Here is a 22,887-nt window from a genome sequence, read left to right on the forward strand (position 1 = left end):
GACGATCTCCTTCCCGTGGGTGCGGCCGAGGGCGAACCGGTGGTCAGGTCAGCCCGACCGCCTCGCATGCGGCGCCGAGCTGCGGGGTGCAGATCTGCTGGACCGAGTACACCCCGTCCTTCACCAAGGTGTCCTTGATGTTGTCGGCGGTGACGGATATGGGGGTGAGCATGACCGCGGGGACCGTCCCCCCACCGCGCGTCGTCACCTCGTCCTTGGCCACCCGGTCGAGGTTCTCCCCGCGTGCCGCGGCCACGGCCATGGCGGCGCCGGCGGCGGCCTCGGGCTCGAAGGGCTTGTAGACGGTCATGTACTGATCGCCGCCGACGATGCGCCGCACGGCTCCGAGTTCGGCGTCCTGCCCGGTGACCGGGGGCAGCGGTTCCACCTTGTTCGCCTTGAGGGCGGAGATGCTGCCGGAGGCGAGGCCGTCGTTGGCGGCGTACACCCCCTGGATGTTGCCGACGCCGAGGGCGGAGATGGCGCCGGACATGTTCAGGTTGGCGGTCTCGGGCCGCCACTGGAGGGTGTCGTACGACTTGCCGATCCTCACCTTCCCCATGAGCACGTCCAACGCGCCCTTCCTGAACAACACCGCGTTGGGGTCGATGGGATCGCCGTTCATCATGACGATCTGGGCGCCGGGGACCTCGTCGCCCATGGCCGTCAGCAGGGCTCTGCCCTGGAGCCTGCCGACCTCCTCGCCGTCGAAGGAGACGTGACCCGAGATCGGGCCCTCGGGGAGACGGTCGTACGCGATGACGGGGATACCTGCCTCATCCGCCTTCCGGACCGAGGCGGCGAGCGACCTGGAGTCCAGCGGCACGAGAAGGATGGCATCGACTCCCTTGGTGATCATCGAGTTCATCTGCTCCTGCTGCCGGGCCACATCGCCCTTTGCGTTGGTCATGTCGACCTCGCACTCGGCGCAGCGCTTCTTGATCTCCTTGGTCAGCAGGGGTTTGTCCTGGGTCTCCCAACGGGCCGTGGTGGCGTCCGGCAGGAGCACACCGATCACCGGCTCGCTGCTCTCGGTGGCGTCGCTCCCGCCGTCCGCCCCGCAGGCCGCGAGGGCGACGGCCGTGGACACGGCGGTCATGGCGACCACCGCGTCCCGTATGCGGGCCTTCATGCGAGAGATCTCCCTTGTGCTTCACCTTGCGTGGCGAGGCGGCGCCCGTGACAGGCCGTCAACGGGTGTCCGGGGTTCGGCCTGCGTGGCGGGTGTGGAGGGAGCGGTGCGCGTGCACCGCCGGGTCGGGGGTGCGGGTCCACGGGGGCCAAGGCGTGGGGCCAGTGCGGCGCGCCTTCGCCCACCCCGGCGCGGCGGTGGCTCAACCCGGCCGGTCCTGCACCGGCGGCATCCTCGTCGAGCATGGCGACACCTGGCCTTCTCAATCGTCAGTCTGACACCGGCCGAGGTGATCTGCGAACGCAGCGAGAGCGTGAAGAGGACGGCAGCAATGAGGATGACAGGGGGTAAATAAGGCAGATATGTCCGGCTCATCCATGTATGCGATTCTGGTGGGGGAGCGACCGGGGCGGCGGGAGGTGCCCCGATCTCCTCCGGCACCTCCGGCACGGACGGGAGGTTGGTTGCGGACATGCCTCATGACGGCCGTGCCCGGACCGGAGTTTCGGCCCCGGGGGCATCCGAGGTCGGCACCGCAGACACCGGTTCACCGCCGACGGGGCAGCAGGCCGCCACGAGCGACCGGGCCCTGACGTTCGCCGGAGCGGCGCTGGCGGCCGTCTACGTGCCCAATGCCGGCCACGGCGAACTTCAGCTGCTGGAGTCAGCCGGTGGCGGCACTCCCGAGTACCGGCTGCCGGAGCGGCTCGCCCTGTCCGGCGGATCGGCCGCCGCATACGCCTTCCGCACCGACCGTCCGCTGTGGCTGAACGCCGCGGCTCTCGCCTCCTACCCGGTGGGCGCCCCCACTCCGCCGCGAGCGAGGACGGCGTCGCTCGGTGCGCTGCCGCTGGAGAGGGAAGGCATCCGGCTGGGCTGCCTGGTGGTCGTGGGGGCCTCCGCGGACGGCTTCGACGCCGGGCAACAGCGCTTCCTGGAGCGGTACGCCGACGCGCTCGCGGGTCTCCTGCAGGCCGAGTCCGGCAGGCCCGAGGCCTCGGGCCTGCCGAGCCGTGCCCTGCGGAGCCTGCGCGTCGGCTCCTTCGTGCTGGAGCCGGACACCGGGCTGATCGAGGCGGACGGGACCCTGCTCGAACTGGTCGGCACGACCGCGGACGACTTCGGCGGCAAGGCGGACACCCTCCTCGCACACGCCCTCCCCGAGGACATGCCCGCGCTGATGTCGGTCCTGGAGCCGTCCGCCCAGACGCCCGGCCGGCGGGAACTGGAGTTCCGGGTCCGCTGCCCCACCGGCGAGATGCGCTGGCTGAGCCTGATCTGCCGGGTCGTACCGCACACCGACGACCGCCCGGAGCAGGTGCTGGGCGTGGTGACGGCCACCTCGGTCAAGAGCCGCAGCGCCGACGACGTCTCCCGGATCCAGTGGCTGACCGCCGCACTCGACGACGCCGCGACGGTCCGCGACGTCGGCCGGGTCGCGGTCACCGCGCTGCGTGAGCCCCTCGGCGCCGACCGGGTGGCGCTCGCCGATGTGCGCGAGGACCGGCTCGTCGTGTCGCTGCTCGATCCGCCGCAGCCCGACGCCTGGCCAGACCTGTGGCGGGCCCAGTGGCGTTCCGAGTGGCCCGACGCGCCGGTCAGCGCCCTGCCCACCCTGCAGATGGCCCTGCAGGACGGCCGGATGGACCTGTGGCCCGCGGGCACGGCCCTCGAACCCGGACTCGCGGGCATCGGCGCCGGCGGCCTGGCCGTCCTGCCGCTCCCGGCGAAGGGCCGGGTCACCGGGGTGTGCCTGGTCGGCTGGGACCAGCCGCACGAGTTCATCCCCGAGGAGCGGTCCCTGCTGACCGCCACCGCGGCGTTGATCGGGCAGGCCCTCAAACGGGCCCACGCCTACGACGCCGAGCAGGAACTCGCGACCATGTTGCAGCGCAGCCTGCTGCCCCGGCGGCTGCCCGAACTGCCCGGCGGAACGGCCGTCGCCCGCTACCTGCCCGCCAGGCGCGGGCTCCAGGTGGGCGGTGACTGGTACGACGTCATCGCCCTGTCCCAGGACCGGGTGGCACTGGTCATCGGCGATGTGCAGGGGCACAGCGCCGCCGCCGCGACGATCATGGGCCAGATGCGTACGGCGGTCAGGGCGTACGCCGTGGAGGGCCACCCGCCCGACGTGGTCGTCTCCCATGCCAACCGCCTCCTGGTCGGCATGGAGACCGACCTGTTCGCCACCTGCTGCTATGTCGAACTGGACATGGATGAGGGCAACACCCTGTTCGTGCGGGCCGGGCACCTGTCACCGCTGCTGCGCCACCCCGACGGTCGCAGCGAGGAGGTGCAGGTCGAGGGCGGGCCGCCGCTGGGGATCCTCGCCGAGGCGGACTTCCCCATGACCGCGGTCGCACTGACCCCGGGCTCGGTGCTCGCGCTGGTCACCGACGGCCTGGTCGAGGCGGCCGATCTGCCCCTGGACGTCGGCATGGAGCGGACGCGCAGCGCCCTCGCCGCGGCCGACCCGGCGGACCCGGCACGGATGGCCGACGCGCTGCTCGGTGACATCGGTCGGCGTGAGGACGACGTGGCGCTGTTGCTGCTGCGCTACGACGGCATGCGGACCCGGCCGATCCGGTCCAGCTGGGTGGTGTGGCGGCTGCCCGACGCGGTCATGCACGCCCGCCGCTTCACCGCGCGCACCCTGCGCAAGTGGCACGTCCAGGAAGCCGCCGACGCGGTGCTGCTCGTCGTGTCCGAACTGGTCACCAACGCCCTGGTGCACACCCAGGGATCGGTCACCCTCGATCTGGTGCTGCGCGGCGACCGGGTACGGGTCAGCGTGAGCGATGCCTCGCCGCGGGCGCCCGCCAAGCCGGTGATCGTGGACTGGGAGGCGACCGGCGGCCGGGGCCTGCTCCTCGTCGAAGCGGTGTCGGACTCCTTCGGCTCGGTGCCGGTGGCCGGCGGGAAGCAGGTGTGGAGCGAGATCACCGTGCCACGGCGCGGGCCCGCTCCCACCGACTCGAGCCTCTCGACGGAACGAGGCGAGCTCCCATGAGGACCCGTACGCAGCACCTCGTCGCGGCGCTCGTCGCGGGACTGCTGGCGGTGCCGCTGGCCGCCTGCGGCGGAGATGACGAGGCGGCCGGCGGGGACAGCTTCACGGTCGGCCTGCTCCTCCCGAACCGGGTCACACCCCGCTGGGAGCAGTCCGACAAGCCGCTGATCCAGCAGCACCTCAGACAGCTGTGCGCCGACTGCACCATGGTGTACGCCAACGCCGAGAACGACGCGGCGCGGCAGCGGGAACAGATGAACTCCATGATCACCAAGGGGGTCGAGGTAATGATCCTCGATCCCGCCGACAGCAAGGCGCTGCGCTCCTCGATCCAGGAGGCGCGCCGGGCGGGTGTCCCGGTCGTCGCGTACGACCGGCTCGCCGAGGGCCCGATCTCCGGCTTCGTCAGCTTCGACGGCGATCAGGTCGGCAAGCTGCAGGGCGAGGCGATCCTCAAGGCCATGCGGGAGAGGGGCAACGGAAGAACCGTCGTGATGATGAACGGCGATCCGAGCAGCGCCAACGCGGCCTGGTTCCGCAAGGGCGCGATGTCCGTCATCGCGGGCAAGGCCGAGATCGCCAGGTCGTACGACACGGTGGGCTGGAGCCCGGAGAACGCCCACGCCAACATGACCGCCGCCATCTCCGCCCTGGGGGCGAACCGCATCGACGGTGTCCTCGCGGCCAACGACGCCATCGCCGCGGGTGTCGTCTCCGCCTTCAAGAAGGCCGGTGTCCGTAAGCCTCCCCCGATCACCGGGCAGGACGCCGACCTCGAGGCCGTGCGGCGCATCGTCGCGGGCGAGCAGTACATGACGGTGTACAAGCCGTTCGAGAAGGAGGCCGCCGCGGCCGCCGCGATGGCCGTCGCCCTCGGTAACGGGGAGGGGGCCGACGAGGTCTCGACGACGACCACCGACAGCCCCACGCACCAGGACATCCCGTCGATCCTGCTCACTCCGAAAGCGGTGACGGCCGACAACGTCAAACAGACCCTCGTCGACGGGGGCCTCTACACCACCCAACAGATCTGCACGCCCAGGCTCCGCTCCGCCTGTGCCGCGCTCGGACTCACCGGATGAGCAGGGCCGGTCGGTGCGACGGGCCGGGCGGAGCATGGAGATGAGCGACCAACGGAGGTCAGCCATGAAGACCGGAGCCTCGGAATACGACCGCTGGCTGTACTCGCACACCCCTTCCCAGGCCGAGGGCGAACGCGACGAACCGGCGGAGCGCACGGCCGTGCAGCAACACCCGGACGTCCCCAGGACCGAGCCGTCCCAGGCCGAGGGAGAACGGCTGGAGGACTTCAGGACGCAGTGATCGCGGAGAGTCGGTGCACTCTAGAAGCCGTCCACGCCCAGCTCGGTGATGCCCGCGTAGAGCCGGCTCCACGTGGTGCCGCTGGGCGTGTCACGGTCGAACAGGCCGGGGGCAAGCTCATCCATCTCTTCCCGGAAGAGGTGCGCCACCCACTCCTGGCTCCCTTCCACGGGGTAGGGGTGCCAGCAGGCGTTGCTGTAGCGGTAGATGGCCTCGAGGATGCGGGTGAAGGCGTCGAGGTCCGGGGCGAGCGGCACGAGGGTCCGCTTCTTCGGGCCCTGCAGTCCGCTCCAGATGTGCACCGTCCCGTCGTGACGGTGCAGATAGAACTCGCCGTACTCGCATGCGCCGAAGACGATCAGGTCCGCCGGGGCCACACCGTCGGGCAGGCCCTCCTCGGACAGGGCGCCGTCGGACGCGGGCCGCATGGCGTCGGCCGGATGGGCCTCGTACGTGGCGCTGTGGCACACCCACAACGCGGGCAGGCCGATGTCCCGCAAGTGCCGCCTGCTTCCCGGATGTTCGAGGCCCTGGGGGAGGTCGCTCTCGGGTATGCGCAGCACATGGCGCTCCCCGAAGGCGTCGTCGACCCGATCCGGGGTGAGCGGGCCCGTCGGACGGCGTGACTCCGGTTCCGGGCCGGGCAGGGCCTCCTCGGACGAGGTGTCGTCGATCCCGTCACCGTGCGGCCAGTCCCGCAGTACCTCCGCGTCCGTTTCCAGCACGGCTATGCCATGGTTTCCCTCGATGAGATAGCGGGTCCTGCCGTCCTCGGCGGCGAACGCGGCCGCGCTCTCCCAGCTCGCCGGTGCGTTCAAGTTCCAGTCGTACAGCGCGGGTGCGTCGAGCGCCTCCCGCGACAAGGGCGGCCCGGGCAGGGCTTCTCCGTCCTGCACCCGCACTCTTCGGCCCGTCTCCGCGTCGAGCCAGAGCAGGCCGCGGTGGTCGGCCACCTCGAAGAGCTCCCGGCCCTCGTGCAGGCGCCGGTGGACCTGGTAGTAGTCACCGTTCAGGCTGGGGTGGGCCATGAACCGCAACGTCATCGGCTCCATGGACTTCACACCGGGCGCCTTCCAGCGCGTCGGCCTGCGCCCCAACTCCGACGCGGCCGAGGTCGGGCTCACCGTCGCCTACGAGTCGGGCCAGCAGATGTTCGCGGGCACCCCCGAGTCGTACGACGAACGGCCCCTGGCCCGGGCCTACTTCGACCAGGTCCCGGCGGCCTGGGACGACACCCGGCTGCTCACGGGCCGACCCGGTCAGGAGGCCGTGCTGGCCCGCCGCAGCGGCGACCGCTGGTTCCTCGGCGGCATCTACGCAGGCACCGCCCGCACGGCCCAGGTGCCGCTGGCCATCGGCCCCGGACGGTGGCTGGTCGAGACGGTCGAGGACGGTGCCGACGGGCTCGTCCGGAACCGGCAGGTACTGCGCGGCGGCGACACGCTGGGCGTGGCTGTCGTGGCCAATGGCGGCTTCGCCGGAATCGCCTGCCCATGGCGCCCGGGGATCAGCAGCTGCCACCGGTGAGCGCCGCCGATCCGACAAGTTGTTCACGTTCATGAACATGGCTCACGTGGGTGTACAGCAGTGCGTCCGCCGTGCAACGCTCGGTCAACTCCGTTCTCCCATTGACCAGTTGGAGGAACCGGCATGAGTGTTTCCCGGCGTACGATGCTGGCCACGGCGGTCGGCGCCGCAGTGGCAGGCGCTGTCCCGACACCCGCCACGGCCGCGCACGTGAACGCCGGCCGGACACCGGCACCGACCCTGCGCAAGCTCCGCGCGGCGGCCGACTACGCCGTCGAGAAGCTGCACACCGTGGCGCCCACCGTGACCGCCTTCCCCGTCGGCACGAAGTTCGAGAAGTGGACCTACTCGCAGAACGGCGACTGGGTCGGCGGGTTCTGGCCGGGCACGCTGTGGATGGCGTGGCTTCACAGCAAGGACGACACCTTCCGCACGCAGGCGTTGGCGTCGGCGCAGAAGCTGGCCCCGCGCCAGTACGACACCGGCACGCACGACCTCGGCTTCCTCTTCTACCCGTCCTGGGTCACCGCCTGGCGGCTGACGGGCGACGAGGCGTGGCGGACCGGTGCCCTACGGGCGGCCGACTCCCTGATCCAGCGGTACAACCCGCGCGGACGCTTCATCAGAGCGTGGGGCGCACTGAACGACGAGAGGAACGCAGGCCGCGTCATCATCGACACGATGATGAACCTCGACCTGCTGGCGTTCGCGAGCAGTCGGACCGGCGACGCCAAGTACCTGGACATCGCCGTGGAGCACGCGAAGACGACTCAGCGGGTCTTTCTGCGCCCGGACGGATCGACGCCCCACGTCTACGACTTCGACCCGAACACCGGCGCCGCGATCGGCCCGAACACCGTGCAGGGGTACAGCCCCACGTCCTGCTGGTCGCGCGGCCAGGCGTGGGGCCTGTACGGGTTCACCACGATGTACCGCCGCACCGGGAACCCCGAGTTCCTGGCCACCGCCCGCAGGCTCGCGGACTTCGCGATCGGGGCGCTGACCCCGGACCACGTCCCGGTGTGGGACTACCGCGCGCCGCAACAGCCGTACGACATCAAGGACGCGTCGGCCGGGGCGATCATGGCGTGCGGACTGCTCGACCTGTCCGCGGCCACCGGCAGGCACGCCTACCGCGAGGTGGCGCTGCGACTGCTCACCGCGTTGTCGGAGACGTGCCTGACGAGGAACTCTGCACGCGCGGAGGCGGTGGTGGCCCGCTGCACGCGCAACCGGCCGGCCGAGGACGGGATCGAGATCTCCCTTCCCTACGCCGACTACTACCTGCTGGAAGGCATCCTGCGGGTGCTTCAGCCGCAGGACGTCGACCGCGCGATCGACCTCTCCAGGGTCTGAACCGGCGGGCCGACGCTCACCCCGCGATGGAGTCCAGCTGTTCCGCCGCCGGGCGGAGGCCCCACAGGTCGCCGCCCGGTGGCGCCTCCAACAGCGGTACGGCTCGCTGCGCCCGCCTGTCCCCGGCGTCGGCGGCCGCGTGCACGACGTCGGTCGCCGCGTACCGGTGGAACTCCATCTCGGGGTGCGGCCAGGCGGCGGCTCCGGTCGCGGCGGGCAGCAGATAGTCCACCGCCTTGAACAGGCTCTGCCCGTCCGGCCCGCGGTAGGCCCACAGGTTCACACCGACGTGCCGGCCTATGGCGGCGAGCCGGGTGTAGGCGACCAGGTCGAACGTCGAGTAGTGCCAACTCCTGGTCCGGGTCAGCTCCTGCGGCTGGCTCCCGTCGGCCGCGATCTGCGACGCGATGCGCTTGCTCCGGGCGTCCAGGACCGTCCGGCGGGCCAGTTCCTCGTCGCCGGTCGCGTAGGCGAGGCCGGCGAGCTGCATGTCGTAGAAGGTGCCGTGGTTGTTGGTGGCGGCGGCTTCCTGCTTGCCGAAGTCGCTGTTGATGAGCCAGTCGCGGAAGGCGGTGTTCCACCGGGCCATGCCGGAGCGGTCCTTCGCGGTCCAGCCCGGGGCGCCGGTCTGCAGCAGGGCGATCGCGTCGAGGACGCTGGTGTACGACTGCGAGAAGTCGATGATGCCGATGGCGCGGCCGTCGTACTTGCACGGAATGAACTGGGCGTGGTCGAGGTTCGGGTTCATCCTCGTGGCCGGATCGAGGAACCAGGTCCGCAGCACCTGCCCGGCCTTCTCGGCGTACCGCTTGTCGCCGGTGTAGTACCAGGCGAGCGAGAGGTCGTAGGTGGAGTCGAAGGTCTTCTCGACGTCCTGGCGGTCCGTGCCGGAGTCGACCTCCGGGTTGCGCTCGCCGTCGCGCTGCACATACGGGCAGCCCCAGGGGTTGTCCGGGGTCGGGGCCTTGGTGGGCCACCAGTACGGAGCCTGACTGAGGTAGTCGTGGACGTCGCCACCGGGTGCGGGCCGGGGTTTGTCGACGACCGTCCACGGGCCCTGGTCCAGCCATCTGTCCGCGCGTGTCCGCAACGCCCGCAGCGCCTGCCGGAGTTGGGGGTCGCCGCGATCGAGGCGGATCTTCGTCCGGTGCAGGCGCGGGCCGTCCAGGACGGCGGTGTGCGGGACGCGTGGCGCCTCCTGTGCCTGTGCCACTGCCGGAGCCGAGGCGGCGGCGGGGTCGGGGGCGGCGCTGGTGGTGAACGCGGCCAGGACCGCCAGCAGGACACCCACGCGGGATCTTGCAGTCATGAGCCACTCCCTGTCTGTCGAGGTTCATGAGTGTGAATGGCGTTCAGATGTGTGGTGGCGTGAGCATGTCATGACGTTTGCGTCCATGGAAGGGGTCGTGCCGCGCTTTGTCGGGCCCTTGACCGCCGTTCGGCTCTCCCTGATGCTGTGTTGCGATGTATGAGATGCGTGCCGTAATGAGCAACATCTGATTCCGGTCTCGACCAGCCGAGGAGTGGCCATGACGCACCAGGTCCGTGCTGTCGTCGCGCGGGGCAAGGGCGCCCCCGTCAGCCTGGAGACGATCCTCGTGCCGGATCCGGGCCCGGGTGAGGCGCTGGTGAAGATCGAGGCCTGCGGGGTGTGCCACACCGACCTGCACTATCGCGAGGGCGGCATCAACGACGACTTCCCCTTCCTGCTCGGCCATGAGGCCGCCGGTGTCGTGGAGTCGGTGGGGGAGGGCGTCACCGATGTCGCCCCGGGCGACTTCGTGATCCTCAACTGGCGTGCCGTGTGCGGGCAGTGCCGGGCCTGTCTGCGCGGCCGGCCGTGGTACTGCTTCGCCACGCACAACGCGAAGCAGAAGATGACCTTGCCGGACGGCACCGAGTTGTCCCCGGCGCTGGGCATCGGTGCGTTCGCGGAGAAGACGCTGGTGGCGGCCGGACAGTGCACGAAGGTCGACCCGGCCGCGTCGGCGGCGGTGGCCGGGCTGCTGGGCTGCGGGGTGATGGCGGGCATCGGCGCTGCCATCAACACCGGCAATGTCGGCCGGGGTGACTCGGTCGCCGTCATCGGCTGCGGTGGCGTCGGGGCCGCGGCGATCGCGGGGTCCGACCTCGCGGGCGCGGCGAAGATCATCGCGGTGGACATCGACGACCGCAAGCTGGAGACCGCCAGGAAGCTGGGCGCGACGCACACCGTCAACTCCAGGGACGCCGACGCGGTCGAGGCGATCCGCGAGCTGACCGGCGGATTCGGCGCCGACGTCGTCATCGAGGCGGTCGGCCGCCCGGAGACGTACCGGCAGGCCTTCTACGCCCGCGACCTCGCCGGCACGGTCGTCCTGGTCGGGGTCCCGACTCCGGAGATGAAGCTGGACCTGCCGCTGCTGGACGTCTTCGGCCGCGGCGGCGCCCTGAAGTCGTCCTGGTACGGCGACTGCCTGCCGAGCCGGGACTTCCCGATGCTGATCGACCTCCATCTGCAGGGGCGGCTGCCCCTGGACGCCTTCGTCACGGAGACCATCGCGCTGGACGACGTCGAGAAGGCCTTCGAGCGGATGCACCACGGCGACGTGCTGCGCTCGGTGGTGGTCCTGTGACGGGCGGCGCCGGCATCGAACGCCTGGTCACCACGGGGACCTTCTCCCTGGACGGCGGCACCTGGGACGTCGACAACAACGTGTGGATCGTCGGCGACGACACCGAGGCGATCGTCATAGACGCCGCCCACGACGCCGGGGCGATCGCCGAAGCCCTCGCGGGGCGCACCTTGCGGGCCATCGTGTGCACGCACGCCCACAACGACCACATCGACGCCGCTCCCGAACTCGCGGAGCGCACCCGCGCCCCGGTCCTGCTCCACGGCGACGACGTGCCGCTGTGGAAGCAGACCCACCCCGACCGGATGCCCGACGGCGACCTGGCCGACGGGCAGGTGCTCACGGTGGCCGGCATCGAACTCACCGTGCTGCACACGCCGGGCCACGCCCCGGGCGCGGTCTGCCTGTATGCGCCGGCCCTGACGGCGCTCTTCAGCGGCGACACCCTGTTCGCCGGCGGGCCGGGGGCGACGGGGAGGTCGTACAGCCACTTCCCGACCATCGTCGAGTCGATCCGGGAGCGGCTGCTGACCCTGCCCGGCGACACCGTCGTGCACACCGGGCACGGGGAGACCACGACCGTCGCCGCGGAAGCCCCGCACCTCCAGGAGTGGATCGACCGCGGTTTCTGACCGCCCCCCGGAACGTCCTCGTACGGCGCCCGTTCCACCTGTTTCCGCAGGTGGTTCGGGCGTTTCGAGCTGCCTGGAAATCGCGTGAAAGGCCGGTCCGAACGAGGCCCATGGATGCCTTGACAACGCTTCTGGGCGGCCTTCAGACTGGCGTTGCGCTCATCGCAATCCGTTTCGCTATACGCACCGAGGTGTCATGATGATTCCCGCGTGCCGTCTCGCGGATCTCCCGCGAGGCGAGGCCCTCCGGCTCGATATCGATCCGCCGGTCTCGGTGTTCCACACCGACGATGGCGAGCTCTTCGCCATCGACGACACCTGCACCCACCAGGACGCCTCGCTCGCCGACGGCTGGCTGGAGGGCTGCGAGGTGGAATGCCCGCTGCATGCCTCGAAGTTCGACCTGCGTACCGGCGCGGTCGACGCCCCGCCGGCGAAGCTCCCGGTCCGGACCCACGAGGTCGTCGTCGAGGACGGCGTGGTCCACGTCCGGCTGTCCATGGACGCCCCCAACCTGCCGCCCTGCGTCGCAGCCCGGCTCGCCGGGGGAGTCGCGTGAGGACGGTGGCCGTGGTCGGCGCCTCGCTGGCCGGACTGTCGGCGGCGCGCTCCCTGCGCAAGCAGGGCTTCGACGGACGGCTGGTCGTCATCGGGGACGAGCTGCACCGCCCCTACGACAGGCCCCCGCTGTCCAAGGAGTTCCTGGCCGGCACCCTCGGCGAGACGGAACTCGCGTTGGAGACGGACGACGAGGACCTGCGGGCCGAGTGGCTGCTCGGCACCCGTGCCGTCGGACTCGACCGCACGGAGCGCACCGTCCGGCTCGCCGACGGACATCAGGTGCGCGCCGACGGGGTGGTCCTCGCGACCGGCGCCGCGGCGCGCACCCTGCCCGGCTCCGAGGGCCTGTCCGGAGTGCACACCCTGCGCACCCTGGACGACGCCCGCGCCCTGCGCGACGAACTGGCCCGCGGCGGACGGCTGGTGGTGATCGGCGGCGGCTTCATCGGGGCGGAGGTCGCCTCCACCGCGTACGCCCTCGGACTCGAGGTGACCGTGGTGGAGGTGGCGTCGACGCCGCTCGCCGGACCGCTCGGCGAGACCATGGGTGCCGTCGTCTCCGCGCTCCACGCCGACCACGGCGTACGGCTGTTGTGCGGTGTGGGAGTCAAGGGGCTGAGCGGGGAGACCCGCGTCGACGCCGTCCTGCTGGAGGACGGCCGCAGCCTCCCCGCCGACATCGTCGTGGTCGGAGTCGGCGCCCGCCCGTGCGTGCAGTGGCTGGACGGCTCCGGGGTCGAACTCGACAACGGCGTCAAGTGCGGGGCCGACGGCCGCACCAGCCTGGCCGGTGTCGTCGCGGTCGGCGACTGCGCCAACTGGTACGACCCCCGTGCCGGCTTCCACCGCCGGGTCGAGCACTGGACCGGCGCGCGTGAGCGGCCCGACGCCGCGGTCGCCACGCTGCTGGCGAGGGGTGCGGTGGCACCGGGTGTGCCCCGGCCACCGTACTTCTGGTCCGACCAGTACGGCGTGAAGATCCAGTTCGTCGGGCACGCCGCCGGCGCCGACAGCGTGACCGTCGAGGCCGGCGCCGCGGACGACCGTGACGTGCTGGCCGTCTACCGGCGGGCCGGCGACCCGGTCGCCGTGCTCGGCATGAACCAGCCGCGCCTGTTCACCCGCTGGCGCAAGCAGCTCGCCGCGGCGACGTCCTGACCCCGCCCCTGAGGCATCACCCCGCCACGACGTTCTCCGAGGAGTGCACCGTGACCTCGACCAGCCTGCCGGACAGTCTGATCGCCACTCTCCCCGGCTCCTCCTACACCGATCCGGTGATCTTCGCCCAGGAGCAGGAGCACATATTCGAAACCATGTGGTTCTGCGCCGCGCGCGCGTCCGACCTCGCCAAGCCCGGCGACTTCCGCACCTTCGACGTGGGCCGCGAGAGCATCCTCGTCACCCGGGCGAGGGACAGCAGCATCCGGGCGTACTTCAACGTGTGCCGGCACCGCGGAGCCAAGCTCTGCACCCAGGAGTCCGGCGAGGTCAAGCGGGCCTTCCAGTGCCCGTACCACGCCTGGACGTACGACCTGAACGGCAAGCTCGTCGCGGCACCCAACCTCACCAAGATGCCCGACGTCGGCCGCACCGAGTACGGCCTGGTGAGCGTGGCCGTGCGCGAATGGCTCGGCTATGTGTGGGTGTGCCTCGCGGAGAACCCGCCCTCCTTCGAGGAGGAGGTCATCGGTGAGATCGTCGCCCGCCTCGGTGACGTCGAGTCGATCGGGCGCTACGGCGTCGAGGACCTCTCCGTGGGCAAGCGGATCGTCTACGACGTGAAGGCGAACTGGAAGCTCATCATCGAGAACTTCATGGAGTGCTACCACTGCGCCACCATCCACCCCGAACTCACCGAGGTGCTCCCGGAGTTCGCGGACGGTTACGCCGCCCAGTACTACGTCGGGCACGGTGCCGAGTTCGGTGCGGACGTGCAGGGCTTCACCGTCGACGGGTCCGAGGGCCTGGACCGCATCCCCGGTGTCGCCGAGGACCAGGACCGCCGCTACTACGCGATCACCGTCAGGCCGCAGGTGTTCATCAACCTCGTCCCCGACCATGTGATCTTCCACCGTATGTATCCGGTGTCCGTCGACCGCACGATCGTCGAGTGCGACTGGCTCTACCTCCCGCACGTCGTCGAGAGCGGCAAGGACGTCAGCCGGTCCGTGGAACTCTTCGACCGGGTCAACCGCCAGGACTTCGACGCGTGCGAACGCACCCAGCCCGGCATGAGCTCCCGGCTGTACGCCAAGGGGGGAGTGCTGGTGCCGAGCGAGCACCACATCGGCGCCTTCCACGACTGGGTGAACGAGCGTCTCGGCGTCCCCCGGTCGTAGCCGGGCGGGTCAGCCCAGGTAGCCCATTCGGTGGCTGATCTCCTCGGCGCCCTTGAGCAGCACCGGGGAGAGCTCGTGCAGGCGCTCCTCGGTGAAGCGGTAGGCGGGCCCGGAGGCGCTCAGGGCCGCGACGACCTCGCCGTCCCGGTTGCGGACCGGCGCGGCGATGGCGTGCAGGCCGATCTCCAGCTCTTCGAGCGTGAAGGAGTAGCCGCGCTCGCGGGCCTCGGCGAGGTTCTTCTCGAGCTTGGTCTTCGCGGTGATGGTGTTCGCGGTGACCTTCTTCATGCCCGTGGTGGACAGCAGCGCGGCGCGCTCCTTGGCGGGCATGTGGGCCAGCAGGATCTTGCCGCTGGACGTGGCGTGCAGCGGGGTCAGCTGGCCGACCCAGTTGTGCGCTGTGATCGCGCCCGGGCCGCGAACCTGGTAGAGGTTGATCGCGTAGTGCTCCTGCATGACGGCGATGTTCACGGTCTCGCCGAGCTCCTCGGCGAGGCGTTCACAGACCGGACGGCCCTGCTGGGTGATGTCGATACGGCCGGTGACCGCGCCGGCCAGCCGGACGATGCCGAAACCGAGCCGGTACTTTCCACGCTCGCCCGCCTGCTCCACCAGACCGCGCGCCTCCAGGGCGCCGAGCAGGCGGAAGGCGGTGGACTTGTGCACATCGATCTCGGCCGCGACCTCGCTGACGCCTGCTTCACCACGCTGGGCGAGGATCTCCAGCACGCTGATGGCACGATCCACCGACTGGACCCCGCCGGCCTGCGAGTTCGACGTTTCCGTGTCCATGCTGTAGTTGCTCACAGTAAAACTATACGCGCAGTAAACAACGCCACGGCAAGAAACAGAGCCGTGATCAGCCCGAGAAAAGTTGCGCGGTTCGCAACCTGGTGCGTATCGCGAACCCACCGCTAGCATGCCTCGCGTATCAACGGCGCGAGCGAGACGAGGCACCATGGCTCCTGTGCACTTCGACTTCCTCATCGTCGGCGGCGGCTCGGCCGGCAGCGCACTGGCGAACCGGCTCTCCGCGGACCCGGCCAACCGGGTGCTGGTGCTGGAGGCGGGCCGCTCCGACTATCCGTGGGACGTCTTCATCCAGATGCCCGCGGCGCTGACCTACCCGATCGGCAACCGGTTCTACGACTGGAAGTACGAGTCCGAGCCCGAGCCCCACATGGGCGGCAGGCGCGTCTATCACGCCCGCGGCAAGGTGCTGGGCGGCTCCAGCAGCATCAACGGCATGATCTTCCAGCGCGGCAACCCCATGGACTACGAGCGCTGGGCGGCCGACCCGGGCATGGAGACCTGGGACTACGCGCACTGTCTGCCGTACTTCCGGCGGATGGAGAACTGTCTCGCGGCCGAACCGGACGACGAGTTCCGCGGCCACGACGGCCCTCTCGTGCTCGAACGCGGCCCGGCCACCAGTCCCCTGTTCGGCGCCTTCCTCAAGGCCACCGAGGAGGCGGGCTACGCCCCCACCGAGGACGTCAACGGATACCGGCAGGAGGGCTTCGCCAAGTTCGACCGCAACGTCCATCGCGGCCGCCGCATGTCCGCCTCGAAGGCGTACCTCAAGCCCGCCATGGACCGGCCGAACCTCACGGTCATGACCCGCACCCTCGTCACCCGGGTCCTGTTCGAGGGCAACCGTGCCGTCGGCGTCGAGTGCCGGCGCGGCCGGGGCCCGCTCAAGCAGGTCCGCGCCAAGGAGGTCATCCTCTGCGGCGGCGCGATCAACTCGCCGCAGCTGCTCCAGCTCTCCGGTGTCGGCAACGCCGAGGAGCTGCGTGCCCTCGGCGTCGACGTCGTCCGCGACCTCCCGGGCGTCGGCGAGAACATGCAGGACCATCTGGAGGTCTACGTCCAGTACGCCTGCAAGGAGCCCGTCTCCATGCAGCCGTACATGGCCAAGTGGCGCGCTCCGTTCATCGGGCTCCAGTGGCTCTTCCGCACGGGCCCGGCCGCCACCAACCACTTCGAGGCAGGCGGCTTCGCCCGCAGCAACGAGGACGTGGACTATCCCAACCTGATGTTCCACTTCCTGCCCGTCGCGGTCCGCTACGACGGCTCCTCGCCCTCCGGCGGCCACGGCTACCAGGTCCATGTGGGCCCGATGTACTCCGATGCCATCGGCTCCGTGAAGATCAAGAGCAAGGACCCGAACGAACACCCGGCGCTGCGCTTCAACTATCTCTCCACCGAGCAGGACCGCCGCGAATGGGTCGAGGCGATCCGCGTGGCCCGCAGAATCCTCGAACAGCCCGCACTCGCGCCCTACAACGACGGGGAGATCTCGCCGGGGCCGGGCGTCGCGACCGACGAGGAGATCCTCGCCTGGGTGGCCGAGGAGGGCGAGACGGCCCTGCATCCCTCCTGCACGTGCAAGATGGGCACCGACGCCATGTCCGTCGTCGACCCGACCAGCATGCGGGTGCACGGCCTGGAGGGCCTGCGCGTGGTGGACGCCTCCGTGATGCCGTACGTCACCAACGGCAACATCTACGCTCCGGTGATGATGATCGCCGAGAAGGCGGCCGACCTCATCCTCGGCAAAGAGCCGCTGGAGCCGTCCGCGGCCGCGTACTACCGCTACCCCGACACCCGGAAGCAGGCGAAGTAGGCGCACGGCTGAAGGGGCGTCGTATACGACGAGTGGGCCGGGGAGCCGGCCCACTCACCCATGTGGCCGAGTGGTTCAGCGGAAGACGACCGTGCGGTTGCCGTCCACCATGACGCGGCTCTCGCTGTGCCACTTCACGGCGTGTGCCAGCACCTGCGCCTCCACGTCCCGTCCCACGGTGACCAGCTCGCCGGGGTCGAGCGAGTGGTCCACCCGCACCACGTCCTGCTCGATGATCTGCCCCTCGTCGAGGTCCGGCGTCACATAGTGGGCGGTCGCGCCGACCAGCTTCACGCCGCGCTGGTACGCCTGGTCGTAGGGGCGTGCGCCCTTGAAGCTGGGCAGGAAGGAGTGGTGGATGTTGATGGCGCGGCCCTCGAGCTGCTTGCAGAGGTCGTCGGAGAGGATCTGCATGTAGCGGGCCAGCACCACCAGGTCGACGTCCAGCTCCCGCACCAGCTCCAGCAGCCGCGCCTCGGCGTCGGGCTTGGTCTCCTTGGTCACCGGGATGTGGTGGAAGGGGACGCCGTACGTCTGCGCGAGCCCCTCGAAGTCCCGGTGGTTGGAGACGATCGCGGGGATCTCGATGTTGAGCGCGCCGGTGCGCCTGCGGAACAGCAGGTCGTTCAGGCAGTGTCCGAACCTGGACACCATGATCAGCGTCCGGACCGGCGTGGCCGCCTCGCTCAGGGCCCAGGAGATGCGGTAGGCCAGGGCGACGGGACCGAACCGGTAACGCAGGCCTTCCAGGGTGGAGTTGGGATCGGAGACGTCGAAGTGGACCCGCATGAAGAAGCGGCCTTCGAGTCGGTCGTCGAACTGCTGACTTTCCAGGATGTTTCCGGAGTTCCTGACGAGAAAGCCGCTCACGGCGTGAACGAGACCGGCACTGTCGGGACAGGAGAGGGTGAGAACGTACTCGCGGCCGGATGGCGATCGGGGGAATTTGGGGGACACGTCGGCCTCCGTCGGTGCGCATTGCACAACATGGTGAGCGATGCGCAACATGGTCGGCTCGGTGCCGCTTCCGGTCAAGGGTGGCCGGGAACGTGATCGCATGGTCAAATCGTCATCGGCCAACCTCTTGACGTGCGTCTGGTCATTCGCAAGGGTGTTCCACCACAAGCAATCGGGTGCACGATGCGCAACGACTTCGTTGAAAGGTTCGGCGCGTGGCAGACCTGTACGTGGATGGCGAATGGCGTGAGCCGGTGGCCGGCGGGCAGCGGGAGATCCGATGCCCCGCCGACGGCACGCTCGTGGCGACCGTGTCGGAAGGGACACGCGCCGACACCGAGGCGGCGATCGCCGCGGCCCGCCGCGCCTTCGACGAGGGGACCTGGCCGGGCACTCCCGAGCGGGAGCGCGGCGCGCTGCTGCTGCGCACCGCCGACCTGATCGAGCGCGACGCCAAGGAGTTCGCCCGCGCCGAGTCCCTGGACACCGGAAAGCGGCTGGTGGAGAGCGAGTACGACATCGCCGATGTCGTCTCCTGTTTCCGCTACTACGGCGGCATCGGGGGCACCGGCGCCGGCCGTGTGATCGACTCCGGCCGCGACGACGCCGTAAGCCGCGTCGTGTACGAGCCGGTCGGTGTGTGCGGGTTGATCACTCCCTGGAACTATCCGTTGCTGCAGGCGAGTTGGAAGGTCGCCCCGGCGCTCCTCGCCGGCAACACGATCGTCCTCAAGCCCAGTGAGCTGACCCCCTCCACCTCCATCCTGCTGATGAAGGCTCTGGAGGAGGCCGGGCTCCCGGCCGGTGCCGCCCACCTGATCCTCGGCGCCGGGCCCGAGGCGGGCGCACCGCTCAGCGAGCACCCGGCCGTCGACATGGTCTCCTTCACCGGAGGCGTCGAGACCGGCAAACGCATCATGGCCACCGCCGCCGCGAGCGTGAAGAAAGTGGCGCTGGAACTCGGCGGCAAGAACCCCAACGTGGTCTTCGCCGACGCCGACTTCGAGACGGCCGTGGACTTCGCGCTCACGGCCGTCTTCCTGCACTCCGGGCAGGTCTGCTCGGCCGGCGCCCGGCTGATCGTCGAGGACTCCCTGCACGACCGCTTCGTCGACGAGGTCGTCCGCCGTGCCCGGCAGATCCGCCTCGGCGGCCCCTTCGACCCCGAGGCCGAGACCGGTGCGCTGATCTCCGCGCAACACCGGGCCAAGGTCGAGGCGTATGTCGCGGCCGGCCTCGCCGAGGGCGCCGTGCTGCGCTGCGGCGGCGCCCGGCCGGCCGACCCCGCCCTGGGAGACGGCCACTACTACCTGCCCACCGTGCTCGACGCGTGCCGACAGGACATGCGCGTGGTGCACGAGGAGTCCTTCGGACCCGTGCTCACGGTCGAGCGCTTCACCGACGAGGACGACGCCGTGCGCATCGCCAACGACACCGAGTACGGACTGGCCGGAGCCGTCTGGACGCAGGACGCGGGCAAGGCCCAGCGCGTCGCCCGGCGGCTGCGTCACGGCACGGTGTGGATCAACGACTACCACCCCTATGTGCCGCAGGCGGAATGGGGTGGGTTCGGGCATTCGGGCGTGGGCCGGGAGTTGGGACCGGCAGGCCTGAACGAGTACCGGGAGCCCAAGCACATCTGGCAGAACATCCAACCCCGGCCGCAACACTGGTTCCGCGGCTGAACGCCGAAAAGAGGTCGAACGTGACCACACAGACCGAGGTGCCGCAGCGGCGCGGCACGCCCGAGGACTCGGGCTCCACTCCGGTCATATCCGTGCGCAGGCTGTGGAAGGTGTTCGGGCCGAAGGCCGACCAGGTGCCGGACTCCGAGGAGTTGCGCGGCCTCACCCGCCGCGAGCTCATGGACCGCACCGGATGCACCGCCGCCGTACGGGACGTCCACTTCGACGTCTCGCCCGGCGAGGTGTTCGTCGTCATGGGTCTGTCCGGCTCCGGCAAGTCCACGCTGGTGCGATGTCTGACCCGGCTGATCGAACCCACCGCCGGCGAGATCGTCTTCGAGGGCGAGGACATCCGCAAGGCCGACGCGGGACGCCTGCGCGACCTGCGGCGCCGTAAGTTCTCCATGGTGTTCCAGCACTTCGGTCTGCTGCCCCACCGCCGCGTCGTCGACAACGTGGCGTTCGGGCTGGAGATCCGCGGCATGGGCAGGGCCGAACGGGCCAAACGGGCCATGGAGGTCGTCGAACTGGTCGGCCTCGCCGGCTACGAGAACTCCTACCCCGACCAGCTCTCCGGCGGCATGCAGCAGCGCGTCGGACTCGCCCGCGCGCTGGCCGGCGAGCCGGACGTGCTCTTCTTCGACGAGCCGTTCTCCGCGCTCGACCCGCTGATCCGGCGCGACATGCAGAACGAGGTCATCCGTCTGCACCACGAGGTCGGCAAGACCATGGTGTTCATCACCCACGACCTCTCCGAGGCCCTCAAGCTGGGCGACCGCATCCTGATCATGCGCGACGGCAAAATGGTCCAGTGCGGCACCGGCGACGAGCTGGTGGGCGCCCCCGCGGATGACTACGTACGCGAGTTCGTGAAGGACGTGCCGCGCGGCGACGTGCTGACCCTGCGCTGGATCATGCGCCCGGCGCAACCCGACGACGCCCTGGACGGACCGGAGTTGGGGCCGGACGTCGTGGTGCGCGAGGCCACCCGGGCCGTACTGGCCGCCGACAAGCCGGTCAAGGTCGTCGAGAACGGCAAGCTGCTCGGCATCGTCGGCGACGACGAGATCCTCGCGGTGGTCGCCGGGCGGGAAGGCGACGCGTGATGACCGTCGCCGTGGAGAAACCCGAGAAAACCGGGACCGTCGAGGAACCGGCCGCTCCCGCCCGGACCGAGCGCAGAATCAGCCGGCCCATGGTGGTCGCCGCGATCCTGGTCGTCTGGCTGGTGCTGTTCCTCGTGCTGCGCGGCAAGCAGACCCTGACCCTGGCGGCGGCCGACCTGACCGATCTGCACCGGTGGTTCAACGACGTCAACGACTCGGTCGGCGCGAACCGCAACTCCAACCCGCTCTTCCTGTACTTCTTCAACGAGATCCGGCTGGTCATCGACTCCCTGGTGACCTTCGTCCAGGAGCTGATCTCACAGCCCACCCCCGGCCGGCCCGTTCCGCAGATCGGCTGGCTGGGTGTCGTCGGCATCGCCGGCTACGTCTCCTGGGCCGTGGGCAACTGGCGGGTCGCGCTGCTGGCCGTGGCCGGCTTCACCTTCCTGGGCCTTCAGGGCCTGTGGCAGGAGAGCATGGACACCCTGGCGCTCACCGTCTCCGCGGTCTTCGTGGCGCTGCTGTTCGCGATCCCGCTGGGCGTGTGGGCGGGGCTGTCCGACCGGGTCAACCGGATCGTGACCCCCTTCCTGGACTTCATGCAGACGATGCCGACCTTCGTCTATCTGGCACCGCTGACGCTGTTCTTCCTCATCGGCCCGGCCTCCGCCACCATCGCCACGCTGATCTACGCGGCACCGCCCGCGATCCGGATCACCGCGCACGCCATCCGCTCCGTTCCGACGACCACGGTCGAGGCGGCCGACTCGATGGGCGCCACGCGACGGCAGACCCTGACCAAGGTGCTGCTGCCGATGTCCAAGCGGACCGTGGTGATGGGCGTCAACCAGACCATCATGGCGGCCCTGGCCATGGTCACCATCGCGGCCCTGATCGATGCGCCCGGCCTCGGCAAGACCGTCGTCCAGGCACTCCAGTCCCTCGACGTCGGCACGGCCTTCAACGCCGGCCTGGCCATCGTCGTCATGGCCATCGTGCTGGACCGGGTCACCACCGCGGCGAGCGGACGCGAGGAGGAGGCCCGGCGTTCGACGAACCGCTTCCAGGCCTGGCGGCGCCCGCTGCTGGGCGTGGGCGCGGCCGTCGCGGCCGTCCTGGTCCTCCTCTCGCACACCTATGTGTGGGCGGCGGAGTTCCCCGGCGAGGGCGGCGTCGGCAGCGCCATCTCCAGCGGGGCGGACAACGTGACCACCTGGGCGCAGGACAACCTGGGGGGCCTGACCAACGCCATCCGTGACGTCATCACGACCGGTCTGCTCAACCCGTTCCAGACGCTGCTCACGGACTCCCCGTGGTGGCTCGTCGGCGCGGCCCTGATCGCGCTCGGCGTCGTCGTCGGCGGCCTGCGTGCCGGCATCACCACCGCGGTCTGTGTGGGCCTGCTGGTCGGCACCGGGGTGTGGTCGGACAGCATGACCACGCTGGCGTCGACCGTAGTCGCCACGGTCCTCGTCATGCTGCTCGGCATCGGCTTCGGCGTGTGGATGGGCCGCAGCGCGCTGGTGGACCGGCTGATCCGTCCCACCCTGGACGCGGCCCAGGTCATGCCACCGTTCGTCTATCTCGTGCCGTTCCTCGCCCTGTTCGGCGCGACCCGCTTCACCGCGATCGTCGCCGCCGTCGTCTACGCGGCCCCCGTCGCCATGAAGATCATCGCCGACGGGGTGCGGAACGTGCCGGCGACCACCGTGGAGGCGGCCACCTCCGCCGGGTGCAACACCTGGCAGATCATCACCAAGGTCCAGCTGCCGATGGCACGCAGCGCCCTGACCCTCGCGACCAACCAGGGCCTGATCTATGTGCTGTCGATGGTCGTGGTGGGCGGCCTGGTGGGCGCGGGCGCCCTCGGCTACGACGTCGTGGCCGGCTTCTCGCAGGGCCAGCTGTACGGGAAGGGGCTCGCCGCGGGGCTCGCCATCGTCCTTCTCGGAGTCATGTTCGACCGGATCACTCAGGCAGCGGCGCGACGTGCCGGCGCATAAGGAGTCACTGAT

General features: G+C 70.2%; 18 protein-coding genes and 1 pseudogene. 14 read left to right on the forward strand and 5 right to left on the reverse strand.

Features of this window, described 5'->3' with window-relative positions:
* Nucleotides 1–43: 43 nt before the first annotated feature.
* Entirely contained in the window at nt 44–1,132 is a 1,089-nt protein-coding gene (locus ACWGDB_RS22385; protein WP_453824007.1) for a sugar ABC transporter substrate-binding protein, read from the reverse strand.
* 472 nt (nt 1,133–1,604) lie between these two features.
* Here ACWGDB_RS22385 and ACWGDB_RS22390 point away from each other — a divergent pair, with 472 nt between their 5' ends.
* The 3 genes from ACWGDB_RS22390 to ACWGDB_RS22400 all read left to right on the forward strand — a co-directional run bounded on the left by ACWGDB_RS22390 (nt 1,605) and on the right by ACWGDB_RS22400 (nt 5,465).
* Nucleotides 1,605–4,142, forward strand: coding sequence for a SpoIIE family protein phosphatase (locus tag ACWGDB_RS22390; protein WP_453824008.1), 2,538 nt, complete (start codon nt 1,605–1,607; stop codon nt 4,140–4,142).
* Entirely contained in the window at nt 4,139–5,224 is a 1,086-nt protein-coding gene (locus tag ACWGDB_RS22395) for a sugar ABC transporter substrate-binding protein (RefSeq protein WP_453824009.1), read from the forward strand. The genes ACWGDB_RS22390 and ACWGDB_RS22395 overlap by 4 nt, the downstream gene beginning before the upstream one ends.
* A gap of 64 nt (nt 5,225–5,288) precedes the next feature.
* Complete coding sequence (locus tag ACWGDB_RS22400) at nt 5,289–5,465, forward strand: hypothetical protein (protein ID WP_453824010.1); 177 nt, start codon at nt 5,289–5,291, stop codon at nt 5,463–5,465.
* 20 nt (nt 5,466–5,485) lie between these two features.
* On the opposite strand, the gene ACWGDB_RS22405 is transcribed toward ACWGDB_RS22400, so the two are convergent.
* A complete protein-coding gene (locus tag ACWGDB_RS22405) occupies nt 5,486–6,493 on the reverse strand; it encodes an SUKH-4 family immunity protein (RefSeq protein ID WP_453824011.1) in 1,008 nt (335 codons plus the stop codon).
* A 4-nt stretch (nt 6,494–6,497) separates the two neighbouring features.
* On the opposite strand from ACWGDB_RS22405, the pseudogene ACWGDB_RS22410 reads away from it, so the two are divergent.
* A pseudogene (locus ACWGDB_RS22410) lies at nt 6,498–6,992 on the forward strand (glycoside hydrolase family 97 C-terminal domain-containing protein); the annotation flags it as partial.
* Between the two features lie 123 nt (nt 6,993–7,115).
* A complete protein-coding gene (locus tag ACWGDB_RS22415) occupies nt 7,116–8,348 on the forward strand; it encodes a glycoside hydrolase family 88 protein (protein ID WP_453824012.1) in 1,233 nt (410 codons plus the stop codon).
* Between the two features lie 16 nt (nt 8,349–8,364).
* Here the strand turns inward: ACWGDB_RS22415 and ACWGDB_RS22420 are convergent, their stop codons facing one another.
* Nucleotides 8,365–9,657: an alginate lyase family protein gene (locus ACWGDB_RS22420; RefSeq protein WP_453824013.1), complete on the reverse strand. Its 1,293-nt coding sequence runs from the start codon at nt 9,655–9,657 to the stop codon at nt 8,365–8,367.
* Nucleotides 9,658–9,877: 220 nt separating this feature from the next.
* Between ACWGDB_RS22420 and ACWGDB_RS22425 the strand changes: the two genes are divergently transcribed.
* The 5 genes from ACWGDB_RS22425 to ACWGDB_RS22445 all read left to right on the forward strand — a co-directional run bounded on the left by ACWGDB_RS22425 (nt 9,878) and on the right by ACWGDB_RS22445 (nt 14,495).
* On the forward strand, nt 9,878–10,963 hold the full coding sequence (locus ACWGDB_RS22425) for an S-(hydroxymethyl)mycothiol dehydrogenase (RefSeq protein WP_453824014.1): 1,086 nt from the start codon (nt 9,878–9,880) through the stop codon (nt 10,961–10,963).
* A complete protein-coding gene (locus ACWGDB_RS22430; RefSeq protein ID WP_453824015.1) occupies nt 10,960–11,595 on the forward strand; it encodes an MBL fold metallo-hydrolase in 636 nt (211 codons plus the stop codon). The genes ACWGDB_RS22425 and ACWGDB_RS22430 overlap by 4 nt, the downstream gene beginning before the upstream one ends.
* Nucleotides 11,596–11,791: 196 nt before the next feature.
* Nucleotides 11,792–12,154, forward strand: a complete 363-nt coding sequence (locus ACWGDB_RS22435; RefSeq protein ID WP_383599170.1) for a bifunctional 3-phenylpropionate/cinnamic acid dioxygenase ferredoxin subunit — start codon at nt 11,792–11,794, stop codon at nt 12,152–12,154.
* On the forward strand, nt 12,151–13,314 hold the full coding sequence (locus ACWGDB_RS22440; RefSeq protein ID WP_453824016.1) for an NAD(P)/FAD-dependent oxidoreductase: 1,164 nt from the start codon (nt 12,151–12,153) through the stop codon (nt 13,312–13,314). Before ACWGDB_RS22435 ends, ACWGDB_RS22440 begins: the two co-directional genes overlap by 4 nt.
* A gap of 50 nt (nt 13,315–13,364) precedes the next feature.
* Entirely contained in the window at nt 13,365–14,495 is a 1,131-nt protein-coding gene (locus ACWGDB_RS22445) for an aromatic ring-hydroxylating oxygenase subunit alpha (RefSeq protein ID WP_453824017.1), read from the forward strand.
* Between the two features lie 9 nt (nt 14,496–14,504).
* Here ACWGDB_RS22445 and ACWGDB_RS22450 read toward each other — a convergent pair whose 3' ends face one another.
* Nucleotides 14,505–15,287: an IclR family transcriptional regulator gene (locus ACWGDB_RS22450; RefSeq protein WP_383599749.1), complete on the reverse strand. Its 783-nt coding sequence runs from the start codon at nt 15,285–15,287 to the stop codon at nt 14,505–14,507.
* A 166-nt stretch (nt 15,288–15,453) separates the two neighbouring features.
* Between ACWGDB_RS22450 and betA the strand changes: the two genes are divergently transcribed.
* Nucleotides 15,454–17,124 (forward strand): choline dehydrogenase, encoded by a 1,671-nt coding sequence (gene betA, locus ACWGDB_RS22455; protein ID WP_453824018.1) that lies wholly within the window; start codon nt 15,454–15,456, stop codon nt 17,122–17,124.
* 75 nt (nt 17,125–17,199) lie between these two features.
* Here the strand turns inward: betA and purU are convergent, their stop codons facing one another.
* Complete coding sequence (gene purU / locus ACWGDB_RS22460; RefSeq protein WP_453824019.1) at nt 17,200–18,081, reverse strand: formyltetrahydrofolate deformylase; 882 nt, start codon at nt 18,079–18,081, stop codon at nt 17,200–17,202.
* Nucleotides 18,082–18,296: 215 nt separating this feature from the next.
* On the opposite strand from purU, the gene ACWGDB_RS22465 reads away from it, so the two are divergent.
* From ACWGDB_RS22465 to ACWGDB_RS22475, 3 genes are read left to right on the forward strand one after another with little or no spacing between them, the layout of a single operon-like run.
* Nucleotides 18,297–19,766, forward strand: a complete 1,470-nt coding sequence (locus ACWGDB_RS22465) for an aldehyde dehydrogenase family protein (protein WP_453824020.1) — start codon at nt 18,297–18,299, stop codon at nt 19,764–19,766.
* Nucleotides 19,767–19,786: 20 nt separating this feature from the next.
* Nucleotides 19,787–20,872, forward strand: coding sequence for a quaternary amine ABC transporter ATP-binding protein (locus ACWGDB_RS22470; protein WP_453824021.1), 1,086 nt, complete (start codon nt 19,787–19,789; stop codon nt 20,870–20,872).
* Nucleotides 20,872–22,875 carry an ABC transporter permease gene (locus ACWGDB_RS22475; RefSeq protein ID WP_453824022.1) on the forward strand — a complete coding sequence of 668 codons (2,004 nt, stop codon included), beginning with the start codon at nt 20,872–20,874 and terminating at the stop codon, nt 22,873–22,875. Before ACWGDB_RS22470 ends, ACWGDB_RS22475 begins: the two co-directional genes overlap by 1 nt.
* Nucleotides 22,876–22,887: the final 12 nt, after the last annotated feature.

The sequence above is a fragment of the Streptomyces sp. NPDC055013 genome, assembly GCF_053608645.1.

What these genes read in the sequence shown, in the direction of transcription:
- ACWGDB_RS22385 (WP_453824007.1), bottom strand. Translation starts at nt 1,132, where the DNA reads ATGAAGGCCCGCATACGGGACGCGGTGGTCGCCATGACCGCCGTGTCC.
- ACWGDB_RS22390 (WP_453824008.1), top strand. Translation starts at nt 1,605, where the DNA reads ATGCCTCATGACGGCCGTGCCCGGACCGGAGTTTCGGCCCCGGGGGCA.
- ACWGDB_RS22395 (WP_453824009.1), top strand. Translation starts at nt 4,139, where the DNA reads ATGAGGACCCGTACGCAGCACCTCGTCGCGGCGCTCGTCGCGGGACTG.
- ACWGDB_RS22400 (WP_453824010.1), top strand. Translation starts at nt 5,289, where the DNA reads ATGAAGACCGGAGCCTCGGAATACGACCGCTGGCTGTACTCGCACACC.
- ACWGDB_RS22405 (WP_453824011.1), bottom strand. Translation starts at nt 6,493, where the DNA reads ATGGCCCACCCCAGCCTGAACGGTGACTACTACCAGGTCCACCGGCGC.
- ACWGDB_RS22415 (WP_453824012.1), top strand. Translation starts at nt 7,116, where the DNA reads ATGAGTGTTTCCCGGCGTACGATGCTGGCCACGGCGGTCGGCGCCGCA.
- ACWGDB_RS22420 (WP_453824013.1), bottom strand. Translation starts at nt 9,657, where the DNA reads ATGACTGCAAGATCCCGCGTGGGTGTCCTGCTGGCGGTCCTGGCCGCG.
- ACWGDB_RS22425 (WP_453824014.1), top strand. Translation starts at nt 9,878, where the DNA reads ATGACGCACCAGGTCCGTGCTGTCGTCGCGCGGGGCAAGGGCGCCCCC.
- ACWGDB_RS22435 (WP_383599170.1), top strand. Translation starts at nt 11,792, where the DNA reads ATGATGATTCCCGCGTGCCGTCTCGCGGATCTCCCGCGAGGCGAGGCC.
- ACWGDB_RS22450 (WP_383599749.1), bottom strand. Translation starts at nt 15,287, where the DNA reads ATGGACACGGAAACGTCGAACTCGCAGGCCGGCGGGGTCCAGTCGGTG.
- betA (WP_453824018.1), top strand. Translation starts at nt 15,454, where the DNA reads ATGGCTCCTGTGCACTTCGACTTCCTCATCGTCGGCGGCGGCTCGGCC.
- ACWGDB_RS22475 (WP_453824022.1), top strand. Translation starts at nt 20,872, where the DNA reads ATGACCGTCGCCGTGGAGAAACCCGAGAAAACCGGGACCGTCGAGGAA.